Below are 18,705 nucleotides of genomic sequence, written 5' to 3'. Positions count from 1 at the left end.
AATCTTATAGCGATTAGCAGAAGAAGTCAAGAATTATTCTTCGTCTTCCTCTTCTTCATCCAATTCTTCGTCATCGATAATGTCGAATTCTTCTTCGTCTTCATCGATTAGATCCTCTTCAATTTCTTCGATGTCTTCTTCAAAGTCAACTACTACTTCTTCCTCATCTTCGTCCTCATCTTCATCTTCAATGAACTCGTCGAATTCTTCTTCGAAAATGATTTCATCTTCGTCTAGATCTTCTAAGTCGTCATCTTCTACTGTTTTTGTTTTCTTTTTACGTACTTTAACAGTAGGAGCAGTTTCTTCTTCGATTTGTTCAACCGGGTACCATTCTCTTAGACCCCATTGGTTTTCGGCAATTGCTAAAAAGCGACCGTCAATATTCATATCTGTGTAGAATTGTGGTTTACGAGCAGCCATTTCTTCATCTGTAAATCCATTTAGTTTTTGGATTTCATCAAATAGATCTGTTAATGTTAATGCATTTTTCTTATCTTCTAAAATCGCAAATCCTATATCTATTAGCGATTCTTCTTGTAGTTGTGCTGTTGTCATTTCACGAAAATTCAAATCGTGCACGTCCTTTCTATGTCCGTTTGCATACTTCCCATTATATACAAACCATTATGTTATATGCTACCGTCATTTATTCTTTTTGAAAAGGGAAAACTTTGCGCCTGCCAATAAAAATAAATAAAAAGAGAGCAGGAGCAATGGAATAGATGCCAGTCTTCTATTATACAGAAAAATGGTGAGTAGTAGGAATATAATAATCATCATTATATGAATCGGTTTTTTCACGCCTATTCTCCTCTACTCGATAATCAATCTTACTTCATTATACAAAAAAGTGTCCCGATAATACATCGAGACACTAATTCTTTTTACATATTTCTTCTGTACTGCCCACCAACTTCATATAGGGCATTAGTAATTTGTMCAAGACTTGCTTTTTGAACTGTGAACATGAGCTCCTCGAAGATGTTTCCACCTGTTACAGCAACTTGTTTCAGTTGTGCAAGAGCCAGACTTGCTTCTGTCGCATGTTTGTCTTGGAAGTTACGAAGATTTGTAATTTGTGATTCTTTTTCTTCAGTTGTTGCACGAGCAATTTCCATATTATCAATGTCCTCTGCTGTTGCAGGATTTGGATTCAAATAGGTGTTCACACCGATAATAGGTAGTTCGCCAGTATGTTTTTTCATCTCGTAGTACATGGATTCTTCTTGGATTTTACCACGTTGGTATTGTGTTTCCATTGCGCCAAGTACGCCGCCGCGATCGTTAATACGGTCAAACTCTGAAAGGACAGCTTCTTCCACTAAGTCGGTCATTTCTTCGATGATAAAAGCACCTTGCAGTGGGTTTTCGTTTTTGGATAGGCCATGTTCTTTAGTAATAATCATTTGAATGGCCATCGCACGTCGAACCGATTCCTCTGTTGGCGTTGTAATTGCTTCATCATACGCATTTGTATGAAGTGAATTACAGTTATCTTGTAGTGCCATCAACGCCTGAAGTGTTGTACGAATATCATTAAAATCGATCTCTTGTGCATGCAAGCTTCGACCGGATGTTTGGACATGGTACTTCAGTTTTTGACTTCGTTCATTTGCACCGTATTTGTCTCGCATCACCACTGCCCAAATACGACGAGCAACTCGACCAATTACGGTATATTCAGGATCCAGACCGTTCGAGAAAAAGAACGATAAGTTTGGTGCAAAATCATCTATATGCATCCCGCGACTTAAATAGTACTCCACGTACGTAAAGCCATTGGATAACGTAAACGCGAGCTGTGAAATCGGGTTAGCACCTGCTTCGGCAATATGATATCCCGAAATAGATACCGAATAATAATTACGAACCTTTTGGTCAATAAAAAATTGTTGAATATCGCCCATCATTCGAAGCGCAAATTCTGTAGAGAAGATGCAAGTGTTCTGCCCTTGGTCTTCTTTTAAAATGTCTGCTTGCACCGTTCCACGAACTACTTGCAAAGTATTGGTTTTTACTTGTGTGAATTCTTCCAACGTTAATGTGCGACCGAGTTCTTCTTCTCGAATACGCACTTGCTGGTCGATTGCCGTGTTCATGAACATCGCTAAAATGATTGGTGCAGGTCCATTAATCGTCATCGATACAGATGTCGACGGTGCGCATAGATCAAAGCCATCATATAGCTTTTTCATATCGTCTAGCGTACAAACACTTACACCTGATTCTCCTACTTTTCCGAAAATATCTGGACGATGATCTGGATCTTCCCCGTATAAAGTTACAGAGTCAAATGCTGTAGATAGACGTTTGGCATCATCATCTTTTGACAAATAATGAAAACGACGATTCGTTCGATCTGGTGTACCCTCTCCTGCAAATTGACGTTTAGGATCTTCTCCTTCTCGTTTGAACGGGAAAACACCTGCTGTATAAGGGAATGATCCTGGTACATTTTCTTTATATACCCATCTTAAAATCTCTCCGTAATCGACGAATTTTGGTAGCACTACTTTAGGTATTTTAAGACCGGATAAGCTTTCTGTCCGAAGTATTGTTCGAATTTCTTTATCGCGCACTTTGGTGATGAATTCGTCTCCAGCGTATGCTTCTTTTAACGTAGCCCAGTTTTCTAGTATACGTTTGGATTCTGCTGTTAATTCATCACGAACGCCTTTAGCTAGTGATTCTAGCGACTCTACAAGTACATCGTCCGCTGCTTTTTCTTTCACCGCAAGGGTGGCACCTTCTAATTGGAACAGTCTTCGGGCAAAAGCCACTTGCTCTTCTGACTTTTTATGGTAGCCACGCACTGTATCCGTAATTTCACGAAGATAGTAGCGACGTTCATTTGGAATGATAACGTTTTGTTTTTGCGTTTTTGCAAATTGTTCGTAGGATGTTTCCCAATCAGTACCTACTTTTTCATTTAATACACCGATTAATGCTGCAAATAAAGAATTCGTTCCTTTATCATTAAATTGGCTGGCGATTGTGCCGTAAACAGGCATTGTGTCTAAATCATCATGCCATAATTCGCGGCTTCGTTGATATTGCTTTTGCACTTGGCGAAGCGCATCTTCCGATCCTTTTCGTTCGAATTTATTGATGACGATTAAATCTGCATAGTCAATCATATCGATTTTTTCCAGTTGGGTTGGTGCACCGAACTCGCTTGTCATCACGTACATCGAAACATCCGATACATTTGTAATTTCAGCGTCCCCTTGTCCGATACCACTCGTTTCAACAATGATTAAATCGAATCCTGCCACTTTCACAACATCTAGTACATCATTAAGTGCTCCCGATAATTCTGTGCGCGATCCCCGTGTTGCTAAGCTTCGCATGAATACGCGTTTATTGAAAATGGCATTCATACGAATACGGTCACCAAGTAGTGCGCCACCTGTTTTTTGTTTGGTCGGATCGATCGAAAGCACCGCAATTTTTTTGTCAGGTAGATCGTGCAGGAATCTGCGAATTAATTCATCCGTTAGTGAACTCTTCCCAGCTCCGCCAGTCCCTGTAATACCAAGTACTGGTGTGCCCTTTGAAATACTTTTGGCATGTTCAATCATTGCTTTTGCTTCAGCATCTCCTGATTGGTGGGCTTCCTCTGCAATCGTGATTAAATGTGCCAGCAATTCTGGTTTTTCCGTTGAAACAGCTTCCACTTCTTCAATTGCACCCGTTGCTTTCGCAGGCACATCACATGATTGAAGTATTTGATTGATCATTCCTTGTAGACCAAGTTTTCGACCATCTTCCGGTGAGAAAATACCGGATATTCCGTATTCCTGCAGTTCTTTTATTTCTTTTGGAATGATTACTCCTCCGCCGCCACCAAATATCTGAATATGAGGTGCACCGCGTTCCACGAGTAAATCCTTCATATATTTAAAATATTCAACATGTCCCCCTTGGTAGGAAGAAATCGCAATCCCTTGTACATCTTCTTGAATCGCCGCATTTACGACTTCTTCTACGGAACGATTATGACCTAAGTGAATAACTTCCGCTCCGCTCCCCTGTAAAATACGGCGCATAATATTAATCGATGCGTCATGCCCGTCAAAAAGACTAGAAGCTGTGACAAAACGAACGTGATTTTTTGGACGATATACTTCCGAAGTTGACATGCTGCTCCCCCTTTGTTTAGTAACCATTTACTGTCCCATCCCCTTTAATACAAATTGTATTTGCAATTCAGTAAATTGTTCAAGCGAATATTCTTTGCCGAGTGCCCATCTTCTAAATGCCCACATTTGCCCTTGAACGACAAGTGTATGGGCATACAGATTGATTTGTTCTTCTGTTAGCTCAAGTTCCCCAGCTTGATGGCAATCAACAAGAATCTTTTTGAAAATCTCGACCATTTCTAATTCCTTTACAAGCACGTATTGCAAGGCACTTTTTGGTAAAGATTTTGTTTCTTGATACATGACAACAAATTCATCTTGCATATCGTCAATAACCCTATAATAGTGACGGATAGCAGTTTTTAAGCCTTGCGTCGTACCTTTTTGAAGTGAAGCTTGCGATAATTGGTTATGCACTTCATCGTAAATACTATCGCAGACTAAATACAGTACGTCTTCCTTTATCCGGATATATTCATATAAAGTTCCGATGCTAAAGCCAGCTTCTTTTGCAATTTCTCTCGTTGTTGTACGGTGAAAGCCTTTTTGTTTAAATAATGTAACGCCTGCACGAATCATTTGATGACGCCTTTTTTCAATTAGACTTTCATCTTTTATAGATGTCAGGACTTCATGTTTTTTTTCCATAGGCATTTATTACTTCGTTAACATACGAGAAATAACAAGGCGTTGAATTTCCTGTGTTCCCTCGTATATTTGTGTGATTTTCGCATCGCGCATATAGCGTTCCACTGGATAATCTTTCGTATAGCCGTATCCTCCGAAAACTTGCACTGCTTCTGTTGTTACTTTCATCGCTGTGTCTCCAGCCATTAGTTTTGCCATCGCGGATTCTTTCCCGTAAGGAAGCCCGTTAGACTCTAACCATGCTGCTTGATACGTAAGTAGTCGTGATGCTTCAGTCGCTGTCGCCATATCTGCTAACTTGAATGATACCCCTTGGTTTGCAACGATTGGTTTACCAAATTGTACGCGCTCTTTTGCGTATCCTACTGCTGCATCTAGTGCACCTTGTGCGATTCCTACTGCTTGTGCGGCAATGCCGTTGCGACCACCATCCAATGTTTTCATCGCGATGATGAAGCCTTCTCCTTCTTCCCCAAGAAGATTTTCTTTTGGTACGCGGCAATTATCAAAAATAATTTCTGTTGTCGGCGAAGAACGAATGCCTAGTTTCTTTTCTTTCTTCCCTACAGAGAAACCAGGAAAACCTGCTTCTACAATAAAAGCACTCGTCCCTTTATGCTTGGATTCTGGATCTGTTACAGCGAAAACTACATATGTGTCTGCAATCCCACCGTTTGTAATGAAAATTTTAGATCCATTCAATACATAGTCATCGCCATCTAATTTAGCTGTCGTTTTCATGCCACCAGCATCAGAACCAGAGCTAGCTTCTGTTAAACCGTACCCACCGATTTGAGAGCCTTCTGCCATTGGACGAAGGTATTTTTGTTTTTGTTCTTCATTGCCATATTTGAAGATCGGCCATCCAGCCAGTGAAGTATGTGCAGAAATTGCTACACCAACAGATGCATCGACACGCGATAGTTCCTCTACTGCGATACAGTAAGCAAGGTAATCGGAACCAATTCCGCCGTATTCTTCTGGCCAAGGGATTCCCGTTAATCCAAGCTCTGCCATTTTGTCGAAGATTTCGCGGTCAAAGCGTTCTTCTTCATCGCGCTCTGCTGCAGTTGGTGCTACTTCGTTTTCTGCAAAGTCACGTACCATTTTACGAATCATTTCATGCTCTTCTGAAAGTTGAAAGTTCATTGTCTATCCCGCCTTTTTTTGGTAGTTTTGCTGATTTGGTTGCTCTTCTATATGATTTAGTTGCTTTCAATGCTTAATTGGTTGCACTTAGATGTGAATTGATTGCTTTCACTGTTGGCATGGTTGCCCATAGCCATTTCTAGGAAATTCCCTTCAATTCGTTAGATGCTTACTAATAACGATTCGTTGGATTTCGCTTGTGCCCTCGTAGATTTCCGTGACTTTTGCGTCTCGGAAATAGCGTTCTACTGGATAGTCTTCTGTATAACCATATCCTCCGAACACTTGCACCGCTTCGATTGCGGTATCTACTGCCGTTTTCGTAGCAAATAGTTTTGCCATCGACGCTTCTTTTCCGCAAGGAAGTCCCAGGTCGCGAAGACTCGCCGCTCGGTAGACAAGAAGTCTAGCCGCTTCTACTGCCGTTCCCATATCGGCTAGTTTAAAGCCTACACCTTGGTTGGCAGCAATTGGTTTACCGAATTGCACACGCTCTTTTGCGTACCCTACTGCTGCTTCAAATGCAGCTTCGGCTATACCAAGTGCTTGTGTTGCAATTCCGATTCGACCTGTATTTAAGTTCGCCATGGCGATTTTAAATCCTTCCCCTTCTTCGCCAAGTCGATTTGCTAGAGGAATTTTCATATCTTCGAATGTTATCTGCACCGTTCTAGATCCATGCAAGCCCATTTTCTTTTCATCTTTTCCGACGATAAAACCTGGCGTATCTTTTTCTACGATAAATGCCGTAATTCCTTTTGATCCTTGCGAGGGATCTGTCGAAGCAAAAACGATATTCACATCTGCTTCTCCCCCATTTGTGATAAATACTTTGGAACCATTGAGTACATAGTGGTCATCTTTTTTCACCGCTTTTGTTTTCAAAGCTCCCGCATCAGATCCAGCAGATGGTTCTGTTAAACAAAATGCTCCTAAATATTGGCCACTCGCTAGCTTGGGAATGTATTTGTTTTTTTGTTCTTCATTACCGAAATAAAGAATTGGATTTGTTCCAACCGAAGTGTGAACAGAAAGAATTACTCCAACTACCGCACTTATTTTTGAAAGCTCATTAACCGCGATAACATAGCTTGTAAAATCCATTCCTGAGCCGCCGTATTCCTCTGGAACGGTAATACCCATCAATCCAAGTTCGCCCATTTTTCGTACTATTTCACGCGGAAACTCCCCTTGTTCCATGCGTTCGATAAAAGGTTCAATTTCTGTTTTAGCAAAATCCCTGACCATGTTGCGCATCATAAGTTGTTCTTCAGTAAACTTTAGCTCCATCTAAATTTCCCCTTTTTAATCGTAAATGTAGAAACCTCTGCCAGATTTCTTCCCTAACCAACCAGCTTTTACGTATTTTCTAAGTAATGGACATGGGCGATATTTACTATCTCCAAATCCTTCGTGTAAAATTTCCATAATGTATAAACATGTATCTAAGCCGATAAAGTCCGCCAATTGAAGAGGACCCATTGGATGATTCATCCCGAGTTTCATCACATCGTCGATTGCTTCTTTTGATGCAACACCTTCGTATAGTGTATAAATTGCTTCGTTGATCATTGGCATTAAAATACGGTTCGAGACGAAGCCTGGGAAATCATTTACTTCGACTGGTACTTTGCTTAGTTTTTTGGTCATTTCTTCAATAGCTGTGTATACCTCATCCGTTGTTGCAAGCCCACGAATAATTTCAACAAGCTTCATCACTGGAACTGGGTTCATAAAATGCATGCCAATTACTTGCTCTGGACGATTCGTCACAGCGGCAATTTCGGTAATTGGTAAGGACGAAGTATTTGTTGCTAAAATGGTATGCTTTGGCGTAATTTCATCTAGCTGTTTGAAAATAGATTGCTTGATCTCCATATTTTCTACTGCTGCTTCTATCACGATATCTACGTCTTTTGCGTCTTCGATGGAAAGCGACATAGTAATGTTGTTTAGTACCCCTTGCATTTCATCTTCAGTCATGCGACCTTTTTCCACATTGCGGGATAGATTTTTTGTAATTGTTTGAAGCCCACGTTGGTAGTATTGCTCTTCTCGATCATTTAGCTTTACTTCGAATCCAGCTTGCGCACAAACTTGCGCGATCCCAGCGCCCATTTGTCCTGCTCCGATTACCATTACTTTTTGAATCGTCATGCCTTACTTCCCCCTGTTTTTGGAACTTCGATCATAATTGCGTCACCTTGCCCACCACCTGAACAAATGGCTGCAACACCAATTCCACCGCCACGGCGTTTTAACTCGTAAGCAAGTGTTAAAATGATACGTGCTCCAGATGCTCCAATTGGATGACCTAGTGCAACTGCACCACCATTTACATTCACTTTTTCTTCGTCTAGTCCTGCAATTTGGCTACTAACTAGTGCTACCGCTGCGAATGCTTCATTTATTTCAAATAGATCAATATCCGCTATGTTTTTTCCTGTTTTATCTAATAATTTATTGATCACGATCCCTGGTGTTTGTGGGAATTTCTCAGGCTCAATGGCAATTTCTGCGTGGCCGATTACATATGCCAGTGGCTCTTTTCCAAGCTCTTTTGCTTTTTCTTCATTTGTTAAAACGATTGCGCATGCCCCGTCATTGACTCCTGGTGCGTTTCCAGCTGTGATTGTCCCTTCACTACCAAATGCTGGTTTCAATTTAGTAAGCGATTCGATGGACGTGTCTCGTCGTGGTGCTTCGTCTTCTTTTACGATGACTGGTTCTCCTTTTCGCTGAGCTATTTCAACTGCAACGATTTCCTTCGCTAAAATCCCATTATCGATTGCTTTTAAAGCAAGATCATGACTTCTAAATGACCATTCATCTTGCTTCTCACGGGATAATTCAAAGCTTTGACCAGTGGAGTTTCCGTATGTTCCCATATGCACTTTTTTCGGATGGAATGAACATGAAAGGCCGTCATAGATCATGCCGTCTACCATTTGGGAATCTCCCATACGTAGGCCAAATCGTCCTTTTGGTAAATAATAAGGCGCATTGGACATCGATTCCATTCCACCTGCAACGATTATTTCTTCATCTCCAAGGCGAATTAATTGATCCGCTAATGTCACGCTTCTCATACCAGAAGCACAAACTTTATTAATCGTTTCGGTTTTTACTGACCAAGGAATTCCTGCTTTTGTTGCCGCTTGTCTTGACGGTATTTGTCCTTGCCCTGCTTGTAAAACAGTCCCCATAATTACTTCATCCACATTTGCTGCATTGACACCTGCACGAGCAAGTGCCTCTTTTATCGCAATTCCCCCAAGATCTGAAGCTGTTAAACTACTTAGACCACCACCGAACTTACCAAAAGCTGTGCGTGCACCATCCAAAATAACTGTTTTCGTCAACATAGCCACCCCTTTTTGTATGCGCTTTCATCATCTTTAAAATATATAACAAGCTGACTGAACGCTCGCTCAATTTGACTTGTTAGAAAAAGGGAGTATTTACTACTCCCTTTACTGTTACTTCTAGTTTACGAAACTGTTAAACTATTTGCAATATAAATATGTCTATTTATTGAACAACTGCTTCCATTTCTTCTTCCTCTTCGCTCGTTGATGTGAATTCACCAAAAATAGATTTCTCTAGCAATTCAGCAATATCATATGTGCCAACGTTTTCTTCTACTTCTTTTGCTTTGGTACCATCGGAAAGCATTGTTAAACAGTATGGACAACCAGATGAAATAATGGTTGGATTTACTTCTAGCGCTTGTTCTGTTCGAGCAACGTTAATGCGATTTCCTACATGCTCTTCCATCCACATTAGTCCGCCACCTGCTCCACAACACATACCAGTTTCACGGTTACGATCCATTTCCACTAATTTCACCCCAGGAATTGCTTTCAATACTTCTCGTGGTGCGTCATATACATCGTTGTATCGACCTAAATAACAAGAATCATGGAATGTGATCGTTTCTTCCACTGCATACTGTGGCTTCAAGCGACCCGATTGGACTAAGTCATATAGCATTTCTGTATGATGTAGCACTTCTCCGCTCCAACCAAAATCACTATATTCATTTTTAAAGATATTATATGCATGCGGATCGATTGTGACGATTTTTGTGACGCCAGCTTTTTCAAATTCGGAAATATTGGCTGTTGCTAACTCTTGGAATAAAAACTCATTTCCTAATCGACGTGGTGTGTCTCCAGAGTTCTTTTCTTTATTGCCAAGAATGGCAAATTTCACTCCAGCCTCGTTCATCAAATGCGCAAATGCTAATGCAATTTTTTGCGAGCGATTATCGAATGAACCCATCGAACCTACCCAGAATAAGTATTCAAATTCTTCTCCAGCTTTCGAAACTTCTTTCACTGTTGGAATATGAACTTCTGGACGAGCATCTCTCCAGTTTTCTTTTTCTTTTCGGTTTAAGCCCCATGGATTTCCTTGGCGCTCAATATTGGTCATTGCGCGTTGTGCATCTGGATCCATTTTTCCTTCTGTCATTACTAAGTAACGGCGAAGGTCGATAATCTTATCAACATGCTCATTCATAACAGGACATTGATCTTCACAGTTACGGCAAGTTGTACAAGCCCAAATTTCTTCTTCTGTAATAACGTCACCAATTAATGACGGGCTATAAATGTCTTCAATGATTGCCCCTTCTGCTCCAGCAGCCATTGCAAGTTGGTTCCCTTTTGTCCCTTGGAAAGCAAGTGCCGGTACCCAAGGTTTTGCCTTTGTTTCAACAGCTCCAGTGAACGTTAGGTGATCACGAAGCTTGGTGATTAAGTCCATCGGAGACAGCATTTTACCTGTTCCGGTTGCAGGACACATATTTGTACAACGACCACATTCTACACATGCGTAGAAGTCGATCATTTGTGCTTGCGTAAATTCATGAATATTTCCTACTCCGAACGAAGGCATTGCTTCCTCGTCTGCTTCCTCGTCCGCTTCTTCGTCTTCTTCCTCTTCAAAATTGATCGGACGTAGTTTCCCTACATTGTCTAAACGATGGAAATAAACATTGGCAGGACCAGTAATTAAATGGAAATGCTTCGATTGTGGAACGTATACTAAGAATGTTAGTAAGAATAATAGATGCGCCCACCACATGATATAGAAAACCGTTGTCGCAGCAGCGGTTGGCAATATTCCAAAAATTGTTGCTACAGTAGATGCAATCGGTTCTGACCAAGTTGCCGCGTGGTCGTGCCAAATCATGCCCATACCATTACCAACTAAAACGGAAACCATCAATCCACCGATGAAAATGAGCACTAGTCCACTTTTCCATCCTCTTTTTAAACGAACTAATTTTTCAATATAGCGTCGGTAGAATGCCCACACAACTGCTATTAAAATAACAAATGTCACGATTTCTTGGAAAAACGTAAAGGCTGGATACAGTGGACCTAATGGTAAATGCGATCCTGGCGCTAAACCTTTCCAAATGAAATCAATTGCTCCAAATTGAACAAGTAAAAACCCGTAGAAGAACATAACATGGATTGCTCCACTTTTCTTATCCTTTAACAGCTTCTTTTGTCCAAACACATACACCCAAATTTTCCGAAGTCGTTCTTTCACATTATCTTCAAACTCTACTTTTTTTCCAAGTTTGATATAGGCATACCTTGTTTTTAACAAATATGCGAACAACCCGATTGCATACAAAGTAACTGCTATGAACAGCACCCAGTTAGCGATTAACAATAGATTCATCTTATTCTCCCCCTTAAAGACGTAAAATGATGTTATGCATAGAATACCATTAGACTAATAGATTAATAAAGTAGTAATTTAATATTAAAACTGAATGAGCATTCAGTCAATGATTATTTATTTTAATTATTAGAAAGTTTAGTGGAATTATTTTCTTTTATTAGTTAAAATGCGGCAAAGGGAAACCAACTTGATCATGAAAGCAACCTTTTTCTCCCTATCAGCAACTAAATGTGTGTGAAAGCAACCAATTTCACAACAAGAGCAACTAAGCTCATAAAAAGGGGCTATCTCTACGCGAGATAGCCCTCTTCGATCAATTTATTTCTTCAAAATACTTCCCGAAGTGCAATTTTGCTTCTTCTATGCGGTTATTAGCTATTCCAAGTAGCACAGAAGTTGCTGGACCCGCTGATTTCCCAGTGTCCCAATCTTTCAAGTCACAGTTTAACCCGAGTCGAATGCATTCCTCCGCTATGCCAGCCGAACCAACTGGCCAAATTCGTTGAACGAATTCGCTATTTATACCGTTCAAAATCTTCTTCATGTCTGCAATTTTTTCGGTTTCTGTCATTACTTCTTCCCCAACACATGGCATGCCGTATATAAACCATGTATAATATACGGGTTTTGCCATTTGCTGTTGGCCAATCATCGTTACAGCCATTGCAGATTGCAGCGTATCCATATTGGATTCTGTGCTGCCGGTAATGACCGGACAAGGCTGATCTATTTCTCCAAACAATTTCTCTATACCTGCTATATACTTTTCCCAGCTTTTATTGCCAGAAAAATTATGCAATACAATCGAAACGGGATATGCTCCAGCTGCCCATTGCTCCAGCAGTGCAACCCGACCTGCAAAATAAGCGACGACTTCGTCTGGCACTTGAACAAAATCCGCCTCTTTCTCACCGATTGCTGCTGAGTTATCGGTTGTTAATACGAGTCCATTGGGCAATAAAACGGCGTTACGCATGTGTTTTCACTCTTTCCATTACTCGCTCAACAACTGGAGAGACAAGGATCGCGATTCCAGCATTCAAAACAGTCGCGATTGTAATTCCAGGTAATGCAGTTGCAAAAAATGCTGGCGATATAATCCAATAAAACGGAAGCGTTGCAAGCACACTATTGGCAAAGATAAAAAACACCCATTTCAATACATTTCGTCCTGCTTGATGCAGCTTCGTAAACACGAATAAAATCAAAAACATTTCCGCAGCAATGAGAATATGCAATGGTCCAAAAGGAAATCCCGCATATAAAGAGGAAGATAAATGGCCGATTAGTGATGCTGCACCTGCATAAACAGGTGGCAAAAATGTTGCTGACACAAGTGCAGGAACTGTATCGAGTGCCGCACTCCCTATCCCGACTGGAATTTTAACAAATGCCCCTATCGCCGATAAAGCTGCAAACATTGCTGCTAGTGTAAGTAGACGTAGCTTCACCTTCCTTACTCCCCCTCTTTTTTCTCACTTCCTACGTTCTTGAATACTTTTGCGCTACGCACATACTCCACATCTGATACATTCATTCGCGCATTAACCGCACGTGCTGCTGCAAATAAATAATCGGATAGGCGGTTTAAATAGCGTTGCACAACCGCAGGAACATCCTCTTCCGTTTTTGTTAATGTCACCACTTGACGCTCTGCACGTCTTGTAATGGTACGCGCGATATGAAGCGTTGCAGCAGCTGGCGTTCCACCAGGTAAGATGAAACGTTCTAACACTGGACCTTCTTCCACTAGCACATCAATTCGTTTTTCCATTGCTTCAATTGGTTGGTCTGTCATTTTATAGACGCGGCGATTGGATACATTTGCCAGATCTCCACCACAATCGAATAGCTCATGTTGAATCGTTTCTAAGTCTTCTAAAATATCCGCAAAAATAGCAGGGTCTAGTTCTGTTACAGCTTTTCCGATGAATGAATTTAACTCGTCAATTGTACCGTATGCTTCCACCCGTACATTATCTTTGTCCGTTCTTCCACCGATTAATCCTGTTTGACCTTTATCGCCTGTTTTTGTATAAATTTTCATCTCCACACATCTCCCTTTATTGTTTGTGCAATACCGTACCAAATTCGTGTAACACTTTCCGCCTTTGTAAAAAGTTGTTGATAAAATCGACCGACGTCATCTCTTAACTTGCGCATGCTTGCTTCCATCGGCACGATTCCACGACCAATTTCCGTTGCTATGACAATAACTTCAACTTCCTCATTCCATCGTTCCAAATGTTCGAACCATTGTTCCAGCTTTTCTTCTAACAAATTTTCTACGCCAAAAACAACGATTACTTCTGTATTAGACAATAATACTGGAATATCCTCCTGGGCATTTAACCATTGCACGTTTTGTCCCTGAATTCTTTCCTCTACGTACGCTCGTTTTCCATTAAATGCTCCACCGAAAATGACCTGCATCGATTTCCCTCCAGTACGTCTTGTTTATCCATCCATAGCAACTCGTAGCTACAGCCATGCGGTACTTCCCAATCCCAAAAACTTTTTTCGACATTGGCGAACTTTGTCAATAAAAAACGAATGGGACCTCCATGCGTGATAATTACTGGCTGCTCTACTGTTCCCACTGCTTCATAAAAGGCTTGCAACACCCGTGCTTCCATTTGTTCTAGTGACTCTCCGTTTGGAGGAGCAACTTCCCGAGGATTGTCGAGCCATTTTCTATATAAAGTATCTTCTTTTAATTCATTATATGTTTTTTGTTCCCAATCACCGAAGGAGCATTCCCTAAAATTTGCATTTGCCCTATAAGGAATTCCACTAAAAATCTTAGCCGCTGTTTGTTTGCAACGCATTAAATCGCTGCCGAGTACTTGTTTGATTGGCCCAGATTGTAGTTTCGTCTTGATGCCACTGATAATTGGTTCATCTGTCCAGCCAATATACCTTTTTTCTACATTGCCCTGCGTTGGTAAATGCCTTAGGAGAGTAATAGTAAAAGGGTTAGCCATAACACCACCTCCGAAACTTCCACACTTGCTCCAAGCAAATCACCCGTAACTCCGCCGAAATTCCGCAATACCCAACCTCGAAATAAACACATAAACCCAAAGAGCACAACCGCAAAAGTAAGGACAATAAGCCAATCCGTCAGCCAACCTACTATAGCAAGACCGATAAAAAAGTGACAGGCAGCCATAATCAGCACTACATTTCCATTCATTTTTTGCTTAAAAAAATAGGCAAGTCCACTTGTTTTCGCACTGTTTGACCAAGCAAACAAGGTTATGAGAGTACTTCTCGAAAAATAAGGAATAAGCAAAATAAAAATCCAATGAAATGATTCCGCAGCAAGCACTTCAGACACAATAATTATTTTCCCAACGACTAATAAAACAACCGCCATTACGCCGAACGCACCAACGCGAGGATCATCTAATATTTCAAATCGCTTTAATCGATCTTTATATGAAAAAAACGCATCGGACGTATCGATGAACCCGTCCATATGCAGGCCACCAGAGAGCATTATGCCGAGCAGTACGATACTAAAGGCTGTCATTAGTGGACTCCATTCAAAAAAGAGCATTAAATAAGCAATGGCTCCAATAACAGTACCAATCCAAGGAAAAACACTATACATTCCAGTAATCGTACGTCTTTCCATCGGCAAGTTTTTATTAACCGGGATAATCGTGAAAAATTGAAGTGCCAATAATAAGCTCTTCACTTCCTCACCCCATTTAAAATGGAGATGATTTTATCCCATTGGACATAATTTTTAAAATGGTTGGCCCAATCATCTATTTGTTCATCTGATGCGGAATACCCGGTTTTAGTTTCGCCGTCTTCTTCCTCTAATTCATTGGCAAAGTAAGGAACAACCCCTATTACATCTATTCCTGTATACGATTCGATGAAGTCTATCCCTTCCTGAAATAAAGATATGTCTCCCCGGAACTTATTAATAATAATTCCTTGTACTCGAGTTCTTTGCTCTTCTGGTAATAGTGCAAGCGTGCCAACAATGGATGCAAAAACCCCACCGTATTCGATATTTGCAACCAAAATAACTGGTACATCCGCCAAATCTGCAACTCGCATATTCACTAATTCTCTGTCTCGTAAATTCACTTCTACAGGGCTGCCGGCACCTTCTAAAATTAAGTACTCGTAAGATTCAGCTAGGGTCCTTAAACTGTTTGTAATCAGCTTTTGGCCTTCCTCAAAAAACTGTTCCCGGTAATGCATTCCATTCATTTTACTTAGCTTTTTTCCGAGAATAATAATGTCTGATTCCATATTCCCTACTGGTTTTAGTAATATCGGATTCATTTCTGCTTTGTACGGTGTTCTAGCAGCTCTTGCTTGCAAGACCTGCGAAACACTTATTTCTAAACCATTTTCTGTATGTACGCTTAAAGAAGACATATTTTGGGATTTGAAAGGTGCTACTTGCTTCCCTTCATTTGCAAGTAGTCTGCAAATAGCTGTACAAACTAAACTTTTCCCGACGCTAGAAGCGGTACCTTGCACCATTAAGCCTTTCATCTACATCCCTCACTTCCACTGATGACTTATACCGTATTCCATTTCGAAGGCATGATTTGCTTTTGCTACAAGCTTTTGGTGGAGCCGCCCAATCCACTGTTGGTATAGCTTTGTATATTCATATTTGGATAAGGGTTCATCCAGTACTTCATTGGAAACAATGACAAGCACTTTGGCCTTCTCTAATAACTGATCAATTGCCATGAATAGTTGCCTTTCAACTTCTTCCATTTGACCTTCGTACAACTCATTTGCAAGCCAAGTCGTGACACAATCCCAAAGGATGGCGTCTCCTGAATCTATTTGTGGAACGATCTTTTCAAAGTGCCGTGGCTGCTCAAATGTCACCCATTCTACTGGATAATTTTCACGATCGTCACGATGTCTGCTAATGCGTTCCTTCATTTCCTCGTCCACTGCAATACCGGAAGCGACATACACATTTCGTCTTGCTTGCTCATTCATCACATAGGTTTCTGCAAAGCTGCTTTTTCCGCTTCTCACACCACCAGTTATGAAGACAAGTTTTCCTCGAACCATGCGGTCATCTCCTTTTGCAAATATGCCATTTGAGCCTTTTCTTTCATGCCAATACGAAACCATTTTCCGTCAAGACCTTTGAAGTTTTCTGTATGACGAAGAACGCATCCTTTTGCTAATAAATACTCGAAAAATGCTTTGGATTGAGCAGCATCCGGCAGTTGAAAACAAATAAAGTTCGTGGAAGAAGGTAGTACAATGCAGTTCCACCTTGCAAGAATCTTGCTAAAGCCCTCCCGCATTTCCCTTGCATAAGCAATTGCTTGCAAACGATATTGTTCTTCCTTCAAACAATCAGCGCCAATGGTCACAGCAAGTGCATTGCTATTCCAGTGAGGCATTCGGGAGCGAATATCCATTATGAACGGCTCGCTTCCAACTGCATAGCCAAGACGCAAACCTGGAATTGCATACATTTTCGTCATCGAACGGACGACAATAACGTTTGGAAAATCTTTTAAATATGGGATAAACGATTCTTTTTCATCGATAAAATCGAGAAATGCTTCGTCTAAAATCACTTCACATTTATATCTTTTGGCGTAATCTGCAATTTGGATAATTTCTTCTAATGGTATCAAATAGCCAGTCGGATTATTTGGTCTACAAATATAAATTACTTCTGCAAACTCCAGGGCATCGAATATTTCGTCTAAAGGCAATGCTTGCACTGCAATAATCTCATTTATCCTTACATTGTAAGGAGCTAGTGTCGAAGCATATTCCGAAAAAGTAGGATGAATGAGCACTGCGCGTTTATTCTCATATCGTTTGGCCAAGACAGCAAATAGTTCTGCCGCTCCGTTTCCAATAATGACCTTATTTACTGGTACATGATGATAATTTGCAGCGGCCGATCGAAAAGGCTCTCCATTAGGATCTGGATATTTGGTGATTAACTCGGCATAGGTCGACCATCTTTCATTTACAAATGCTGGTGGACCTAGCGGGTTAACATTTTCACTAAAATCAATTACCATTTCCGGCATATTAATCCCGAGTCGCTCATAAACGTGATGGGCATTCGCCCCGTGATTAGGTAATGCCATATAAAATCCCTCCAATAACCATCATCCAAAGCCAAAATAGAAAGACTGCTGTATGCAAATGTGAGATGGTACTTAAAATATGGTTTGCTGCCAATGGAACCTCTCCAATTCCCATGCGCGCTCGGTCCGAAACAATTCCTTTGTATGTATTGATGCCTCCGAGTTGTATGCCTAGCTGATAAGCAGTCGCCGCTTCTAAGTAACCACTGTTCGGACTTGGATGTTTCTTTGCATCTCGCCACCAGCCCTTTAGACGTTTGTTAAATGGTACAGTACTTTCTTTTTTACCCCAAAGCATAATAATATAGCCCGTTAAACGACTTGGTATATAGTTTGCAATATCGTCAAGCTTGGCAGAAGCATATCCAAAATCTTCGTACTGCTCATTTTTATATCCAACCATTGAGTCGAGTGTATTGATCGCTTTATACACCCAAAGACCAGGTGCACCAGCAAACAAAAACGCATAAAAAAGCGGAGCCGTAATACCATCGCTAATATTTTCCGATACCGTTTCGACGACGCCACGTGTAATTTCCTGTTCATCCAACTTGTCCGTATCTCTTCCGACAATCCACGACAGCTTTTGTCTAGCAGTAGGTAAATCATTTGCCATTAACGGTTTATACACATCCATTGCCGCTTCCTTTAAACTTTTTTGCGCAAGCCCCGAGGCTATTAAAAGACTTTCCACTATAATCCCAACCCACATATGGATGGAATATGCACTTACTAAAAGTGCAATCGTGACGGAGAAAGTGAGCCCTACAACTATGAAAAGGAGTAGAAACCCTTTCGCTTTGCGAGCACTTCCTTTATTCAACCAAGTTGTCAGCTTAGAAATGAGCGTTCCAATAAAACGAACCGGATGTGGCCAGTTTGGCGGGTCACCGATTATTCGGTCCAAGATGAGCCCTATCGCTATAGCAATTATATGTGGACCCATT

Annotated in this window: 18 protein-coding genes; all 18 read right to left on the bottom strand. The window is 40.9% G+C overall.

Annotated elements, in window-relative coordinates; genetic code table 11:
- Nucleotides 1-33 precede the first annotated feature (33 nt).
- Nucleotides 34-573 (bottom strand): DNA-directed RNA polymerase subunit delta, encoded by a 540-nt coding sequence (gene rpoE, locus AC1DFT_RS08390; RefSeq protein WP_477918735.1) that lies wholly within the window; start codon nucleotides 571-573, stop codon nucleotides 34-36.
- A gap of 314 nt (nucleotides 574-887) precedes the next feature.
- Entirely contained in the window at nucleotides 888-4,145 is a 3,258-nt protein-coding gene (gene icmF / locus AC1DFT_RS08385; protein WP_477918734.1) for a fused isobutyryl-CoA mutase/GTPase IcmF, read from the bottom strand.
- Between the two features lie 27 nt (nucleotides 4,146-4,172).
- Nucleotides 4,173-4,793, bottom strand: a complete 621-nt coding sequence (locus tag AC1DFT_RS08380; RefSeq protein WP_477918899.1) for a TetR/AcrR family transcriptional regulator — start codon at nucleotides 4,791-4,793, stop codon at nucleotides 4,173-4,175.
- A 9-nt stretch (nucleotides 4,794-4,802) separates the two neighbouring features.
- A complete protein-coding gene (locus AC1DFT_RS08375) occupies nucleotides 4,803-5,942 on the bottom strand; it encodes an acyl-CoA dehydrogenase (protein ID WP_477918733.1) in 1,140 nt (379 codons plus the stop codon).
- Nucleotides 5,943-6,095: 153 nt separating this feature from the next.
- Nucleotides 6,096-7,232, bottom strand: coding sequence for an acyl-CoA dehydrogenase (locus tag AC1DFT_RS08370; protein WP_477918732.1), 1,137 nt, complete (start codon nucleotides 7,230-7,232; stop codon nucleotides 6,096-6,098).
- Between the two features lie 15 nt (nucleotides 7,233-7,247).
- Nucleotides 7,248-8,099, bottom strand: a complete 852-nt coding sequence (locus AC1DFT_RS08365) for a 3-hydroxybutyryl-CoA dehydrogenase (protein ID WP_477918731.1) — start codon at nucleotides 8,097-8,099, stop codon at nucleotides 7,248-7,250.
- Complete coding sequence (locus tag AC1DFT_RS08360) at nucleotides 8,096-9,304, bottom strand: acetyl-CoA C-acetyltransferase (protein ID WP_477918730.1); 1,209 nt, start codon at nucleotides 9,302-9,304, stop codon at nucleotides 8,096-8,098. The genes AC1DFT_RS08365 and AC1DFT_RS08360 overlap by 4 nt, the downstream gene beginning before the upstream one ends.
- 169 nt (nucleotides 9,305-9,473) lie before the next feature.
- Complete coding sequence (locus AC1DFT_RS08355) at nucleotides 9,474-11,642, bottom strand: heterodisulfide reductase-related iron-sulfur binding cluster (RefSeq protein ID WP_477918729.1); 2,169 nt, start codon at nucleotides 11,640-11,642, stop codon at nucleotides 9,474-9,476.
- Nucleotides 11,643-11,958: 316 nt separating this feature from the next.
- On the bottom strand, nucleotides 11,959-12,621 hold the full coding sequence (locus tag AC1DFT_RS08350; protein ID WP_477918728.1) for a hypothetical protein: 663 nt from the start codon (nucleotides 12,619-12,621) through the stop codon (nucleotides 11,959-11,961).
- Entirely contained in the window at nucleotides 12,614-13,096 is a 483-nt protein-coding gene (locus AC1DFT_RS08345) for an ECF transporter S component (RefSeq protein ID WP_477918727.1), read from the bottom strand. The genes AC1DFT_RS08350 and AC1DFT_RS08345 overlap by 8 nt, the downstream gene beginning before the upstream one ends.
- A gap of 5 nt (nucleotides 13,097-13,101) precedes the next feature.
- Nucleotides 13,102-13,692: a cob(I)yrinic acid a,c-diamide adenosyltransferase gene (locus AC1DFT_RS08340; protein ID WP_477918726.1), complete on the bottom strand. Its 591-nt coding sequence runs from the start codon at nucleotides 13,690-13,692 to the stop codon at nucleotides 13,102-13,104.
- Nucleotides 13,689-14,078, bottom strand: a complete 390-nt coding sequence (locus AC1DFT_RS08335; RefSeq protein WP_477918725.1) for a bifunctional adenosylcobinamide kinase/adenosylcobinamide-phosphate guanylyltransferase — start codon at nucleotides 14,076-14,078, stop codon at nucleotides 13,689-13,691. Before AC1DFT_RS08335 ends, AC1DFT_RS08340 begins: the two co-directional genes overlap by 4 nt.
- Nucleotides 14,030-14,629, bottom strand: coding sequence for a histidine phosphatase family protein (locus AC1DFT_RS08330; protein WP_477918724.1), 600 nt, complete (start codon nucleotides 14,627-14,629; stop codon nucleotides 14,030-14,032). The genes AC1DFT_RS08335 and AC1DFT_RS08330 overlap by 49 nt, the downstream gene beginning before the upstream one ends.
- Nucleotides 14,599-15,348: an adenosylcobinamide-GDP ribazoletransferase gene (cobS, locus tag AC1DFT_RS08325; protein ID WP_477918723.1), complete on the bottom strand. Its 750-nt coding sequence runs from the start codon at nucleotides 15,346-15,348 to the stop codon at nucleotides 14,599-14,601. Before cobS ends, AC1DFT_RS08330 begins: the two co-directional genes overlap by 31 nt.
- Entirely contained in the window at nucleotides 15,345-16,169 is an 825-nt protein-coding gene (locus AC1DFT_RS08320; protein WP_477918722.1) for a cobyric acid synthase, read from the bottom strand. The genes cobS and AC1DFT_RS08320 overlap by 4 nt, the downstream gene beginning before the upstream one ends.
- 9 nt (nucleotides 16,170-16,178) lie before the next feature.
- Nucleotides 16,179-16,709, bottom strand: a complete 531-nt coding sequence (locus tag AC1DFT_RS08315) for a bifunctional adenosylcobinamide kinase/adenosylcobinamide-phosphate guanylyltransferase (RefSeq protein WP_477918721.1) — start codon at nucleotides 16,707-16,709, stop codon at nucleotides 16,179-16,181.
- A complete protein-coding gene (locus tag AC1DFT_RS08310) occupies nucleotides 16,682-17,758 on the bottom strand; it encodes a pyridoxal phosphate-dependent aminotransferase (protein ID WP_477918720.1) in 1,077 nt (358 codons plus the stop codon). The genes AC1DFT_RS08315 and AC1DFT_RS08310 overlap by 28 nt, the downstream gene beginning before the upstream one ends.
- Entirely contained in the window at nucleotides 17,745-18,704 is a 960-nt protein-coding gene (cbiB, locus tag AC1DFT_RS08305; RefSeq protein WP_477918719.1) for an adenosylcobinamide-phosphate synthase CbiB, read from the bottom strand. Before cbiB ends, AC1DFT_RS08310 begins: the two co-directional genes overlap by 14 nt.
- Nucleotide 18,705 lies beyond the last annotated feature (1 nt).

Source organism: Psychrobacillus sp. 05T411, from assembly GCF_056396485.1.
This window is presented reverse-complemented; position numbering and strand designations above follow the sequence as displayed.

Bases quoted from the DNA above. Each gene is read 5' to 3' on its own strand.
- AC1DFT_RS08320 (WP_477918722.1), bottom strand. From the start codon at position 16,169: ATGAAAGGCTTAATGGTGCAAGGTACCGCTTCTAGCGTCGGGAAAAGT.
- AC1DFT_RS08335 (WP_477918725.1), bottom strand. From the start codon at position 14,078: ATGCAGGTCATTTTCGGTGGAGCATTTAATGGAAAACGAGCGTACGTA.
- AC1DFT_RS08370 (WP_477918732.1), bottom strand. From the start codon at position 7,232: ATGGAGCTAAAGTTTACTGAAGAACAACTTATGATGCGCAACATGGTC.
- AC1DFT_RS08340 (WP_477918726.1), bottom strand. From the start codon at position 13,692: ATGAAAATTTATACAAAAACAGGCGATAAAGGTCAAACAGGATTAATC.
- cbiB (WP_477918719.1), bottom strand. From the start codon at position 18,704: ATGGGTCCACATATAATTGCTATAGCGATAGGGCTCATCTTGGACCGA.
- AC1DFT_RS08350 (WP_477918728.1), bottom strand. From the start codon at position 12,621: ATGCGTAACGCCGTTTTATTGCCCAATGGACTCGTATTAACAACCGAT.
- AC1DFT_RS08375 (WP_477918733.1), bottom strand. From the start codon at position 5,942: ATGAACTTTCAACTTTCAGAAGAGCATGAAATGATTCGTAAAATGGTA.
- AC1DFT_RS08380 (WP_477918899.1), bottom strand. From the start codon at position 4,793: ATGGAAAAAAAACATGAAGTCCTGACATCTATAAAAGATGAAAGTCTA.
- AC1DFT_RS08355 (WP_477918729.1), bottom strand. From the start codon at position 11,642: ATGAATCTATTGTTAATCGCTAACTGGGTGCTGTTCATAGCAGTTACT.
- AC1DFT_RS08365 (WP_477918731.1), bottom strand. From the start codon at position 8,099: ATGACGATTCAAAAAGTAATGGTAATCGGAGCAGGACAAATGGGCGCT.
- AC1DFT_RS08315 (WP_477918721.1), bottom strand. From the start codon at position 16,709: ATGGTTCGAGGAAAACTTGTCTTCATAACTGGTGGTGTGAGAAGCGGA.
- AC1DFT_RS08310 (WP_477918720.1), bottom strand. From the start codon at position 17,758: ATGGCATTACCTAATCACGGGGCGAATGCCCATCACGTTTATGAGCGA.
- AC1DFT_RS08330 (WP_477918724.1), bottom strand. From the start codon at position 14,629: ATGGCTAACCCTTTTACTATTACTCTCCTAAGGCATTTACCAACGCAG.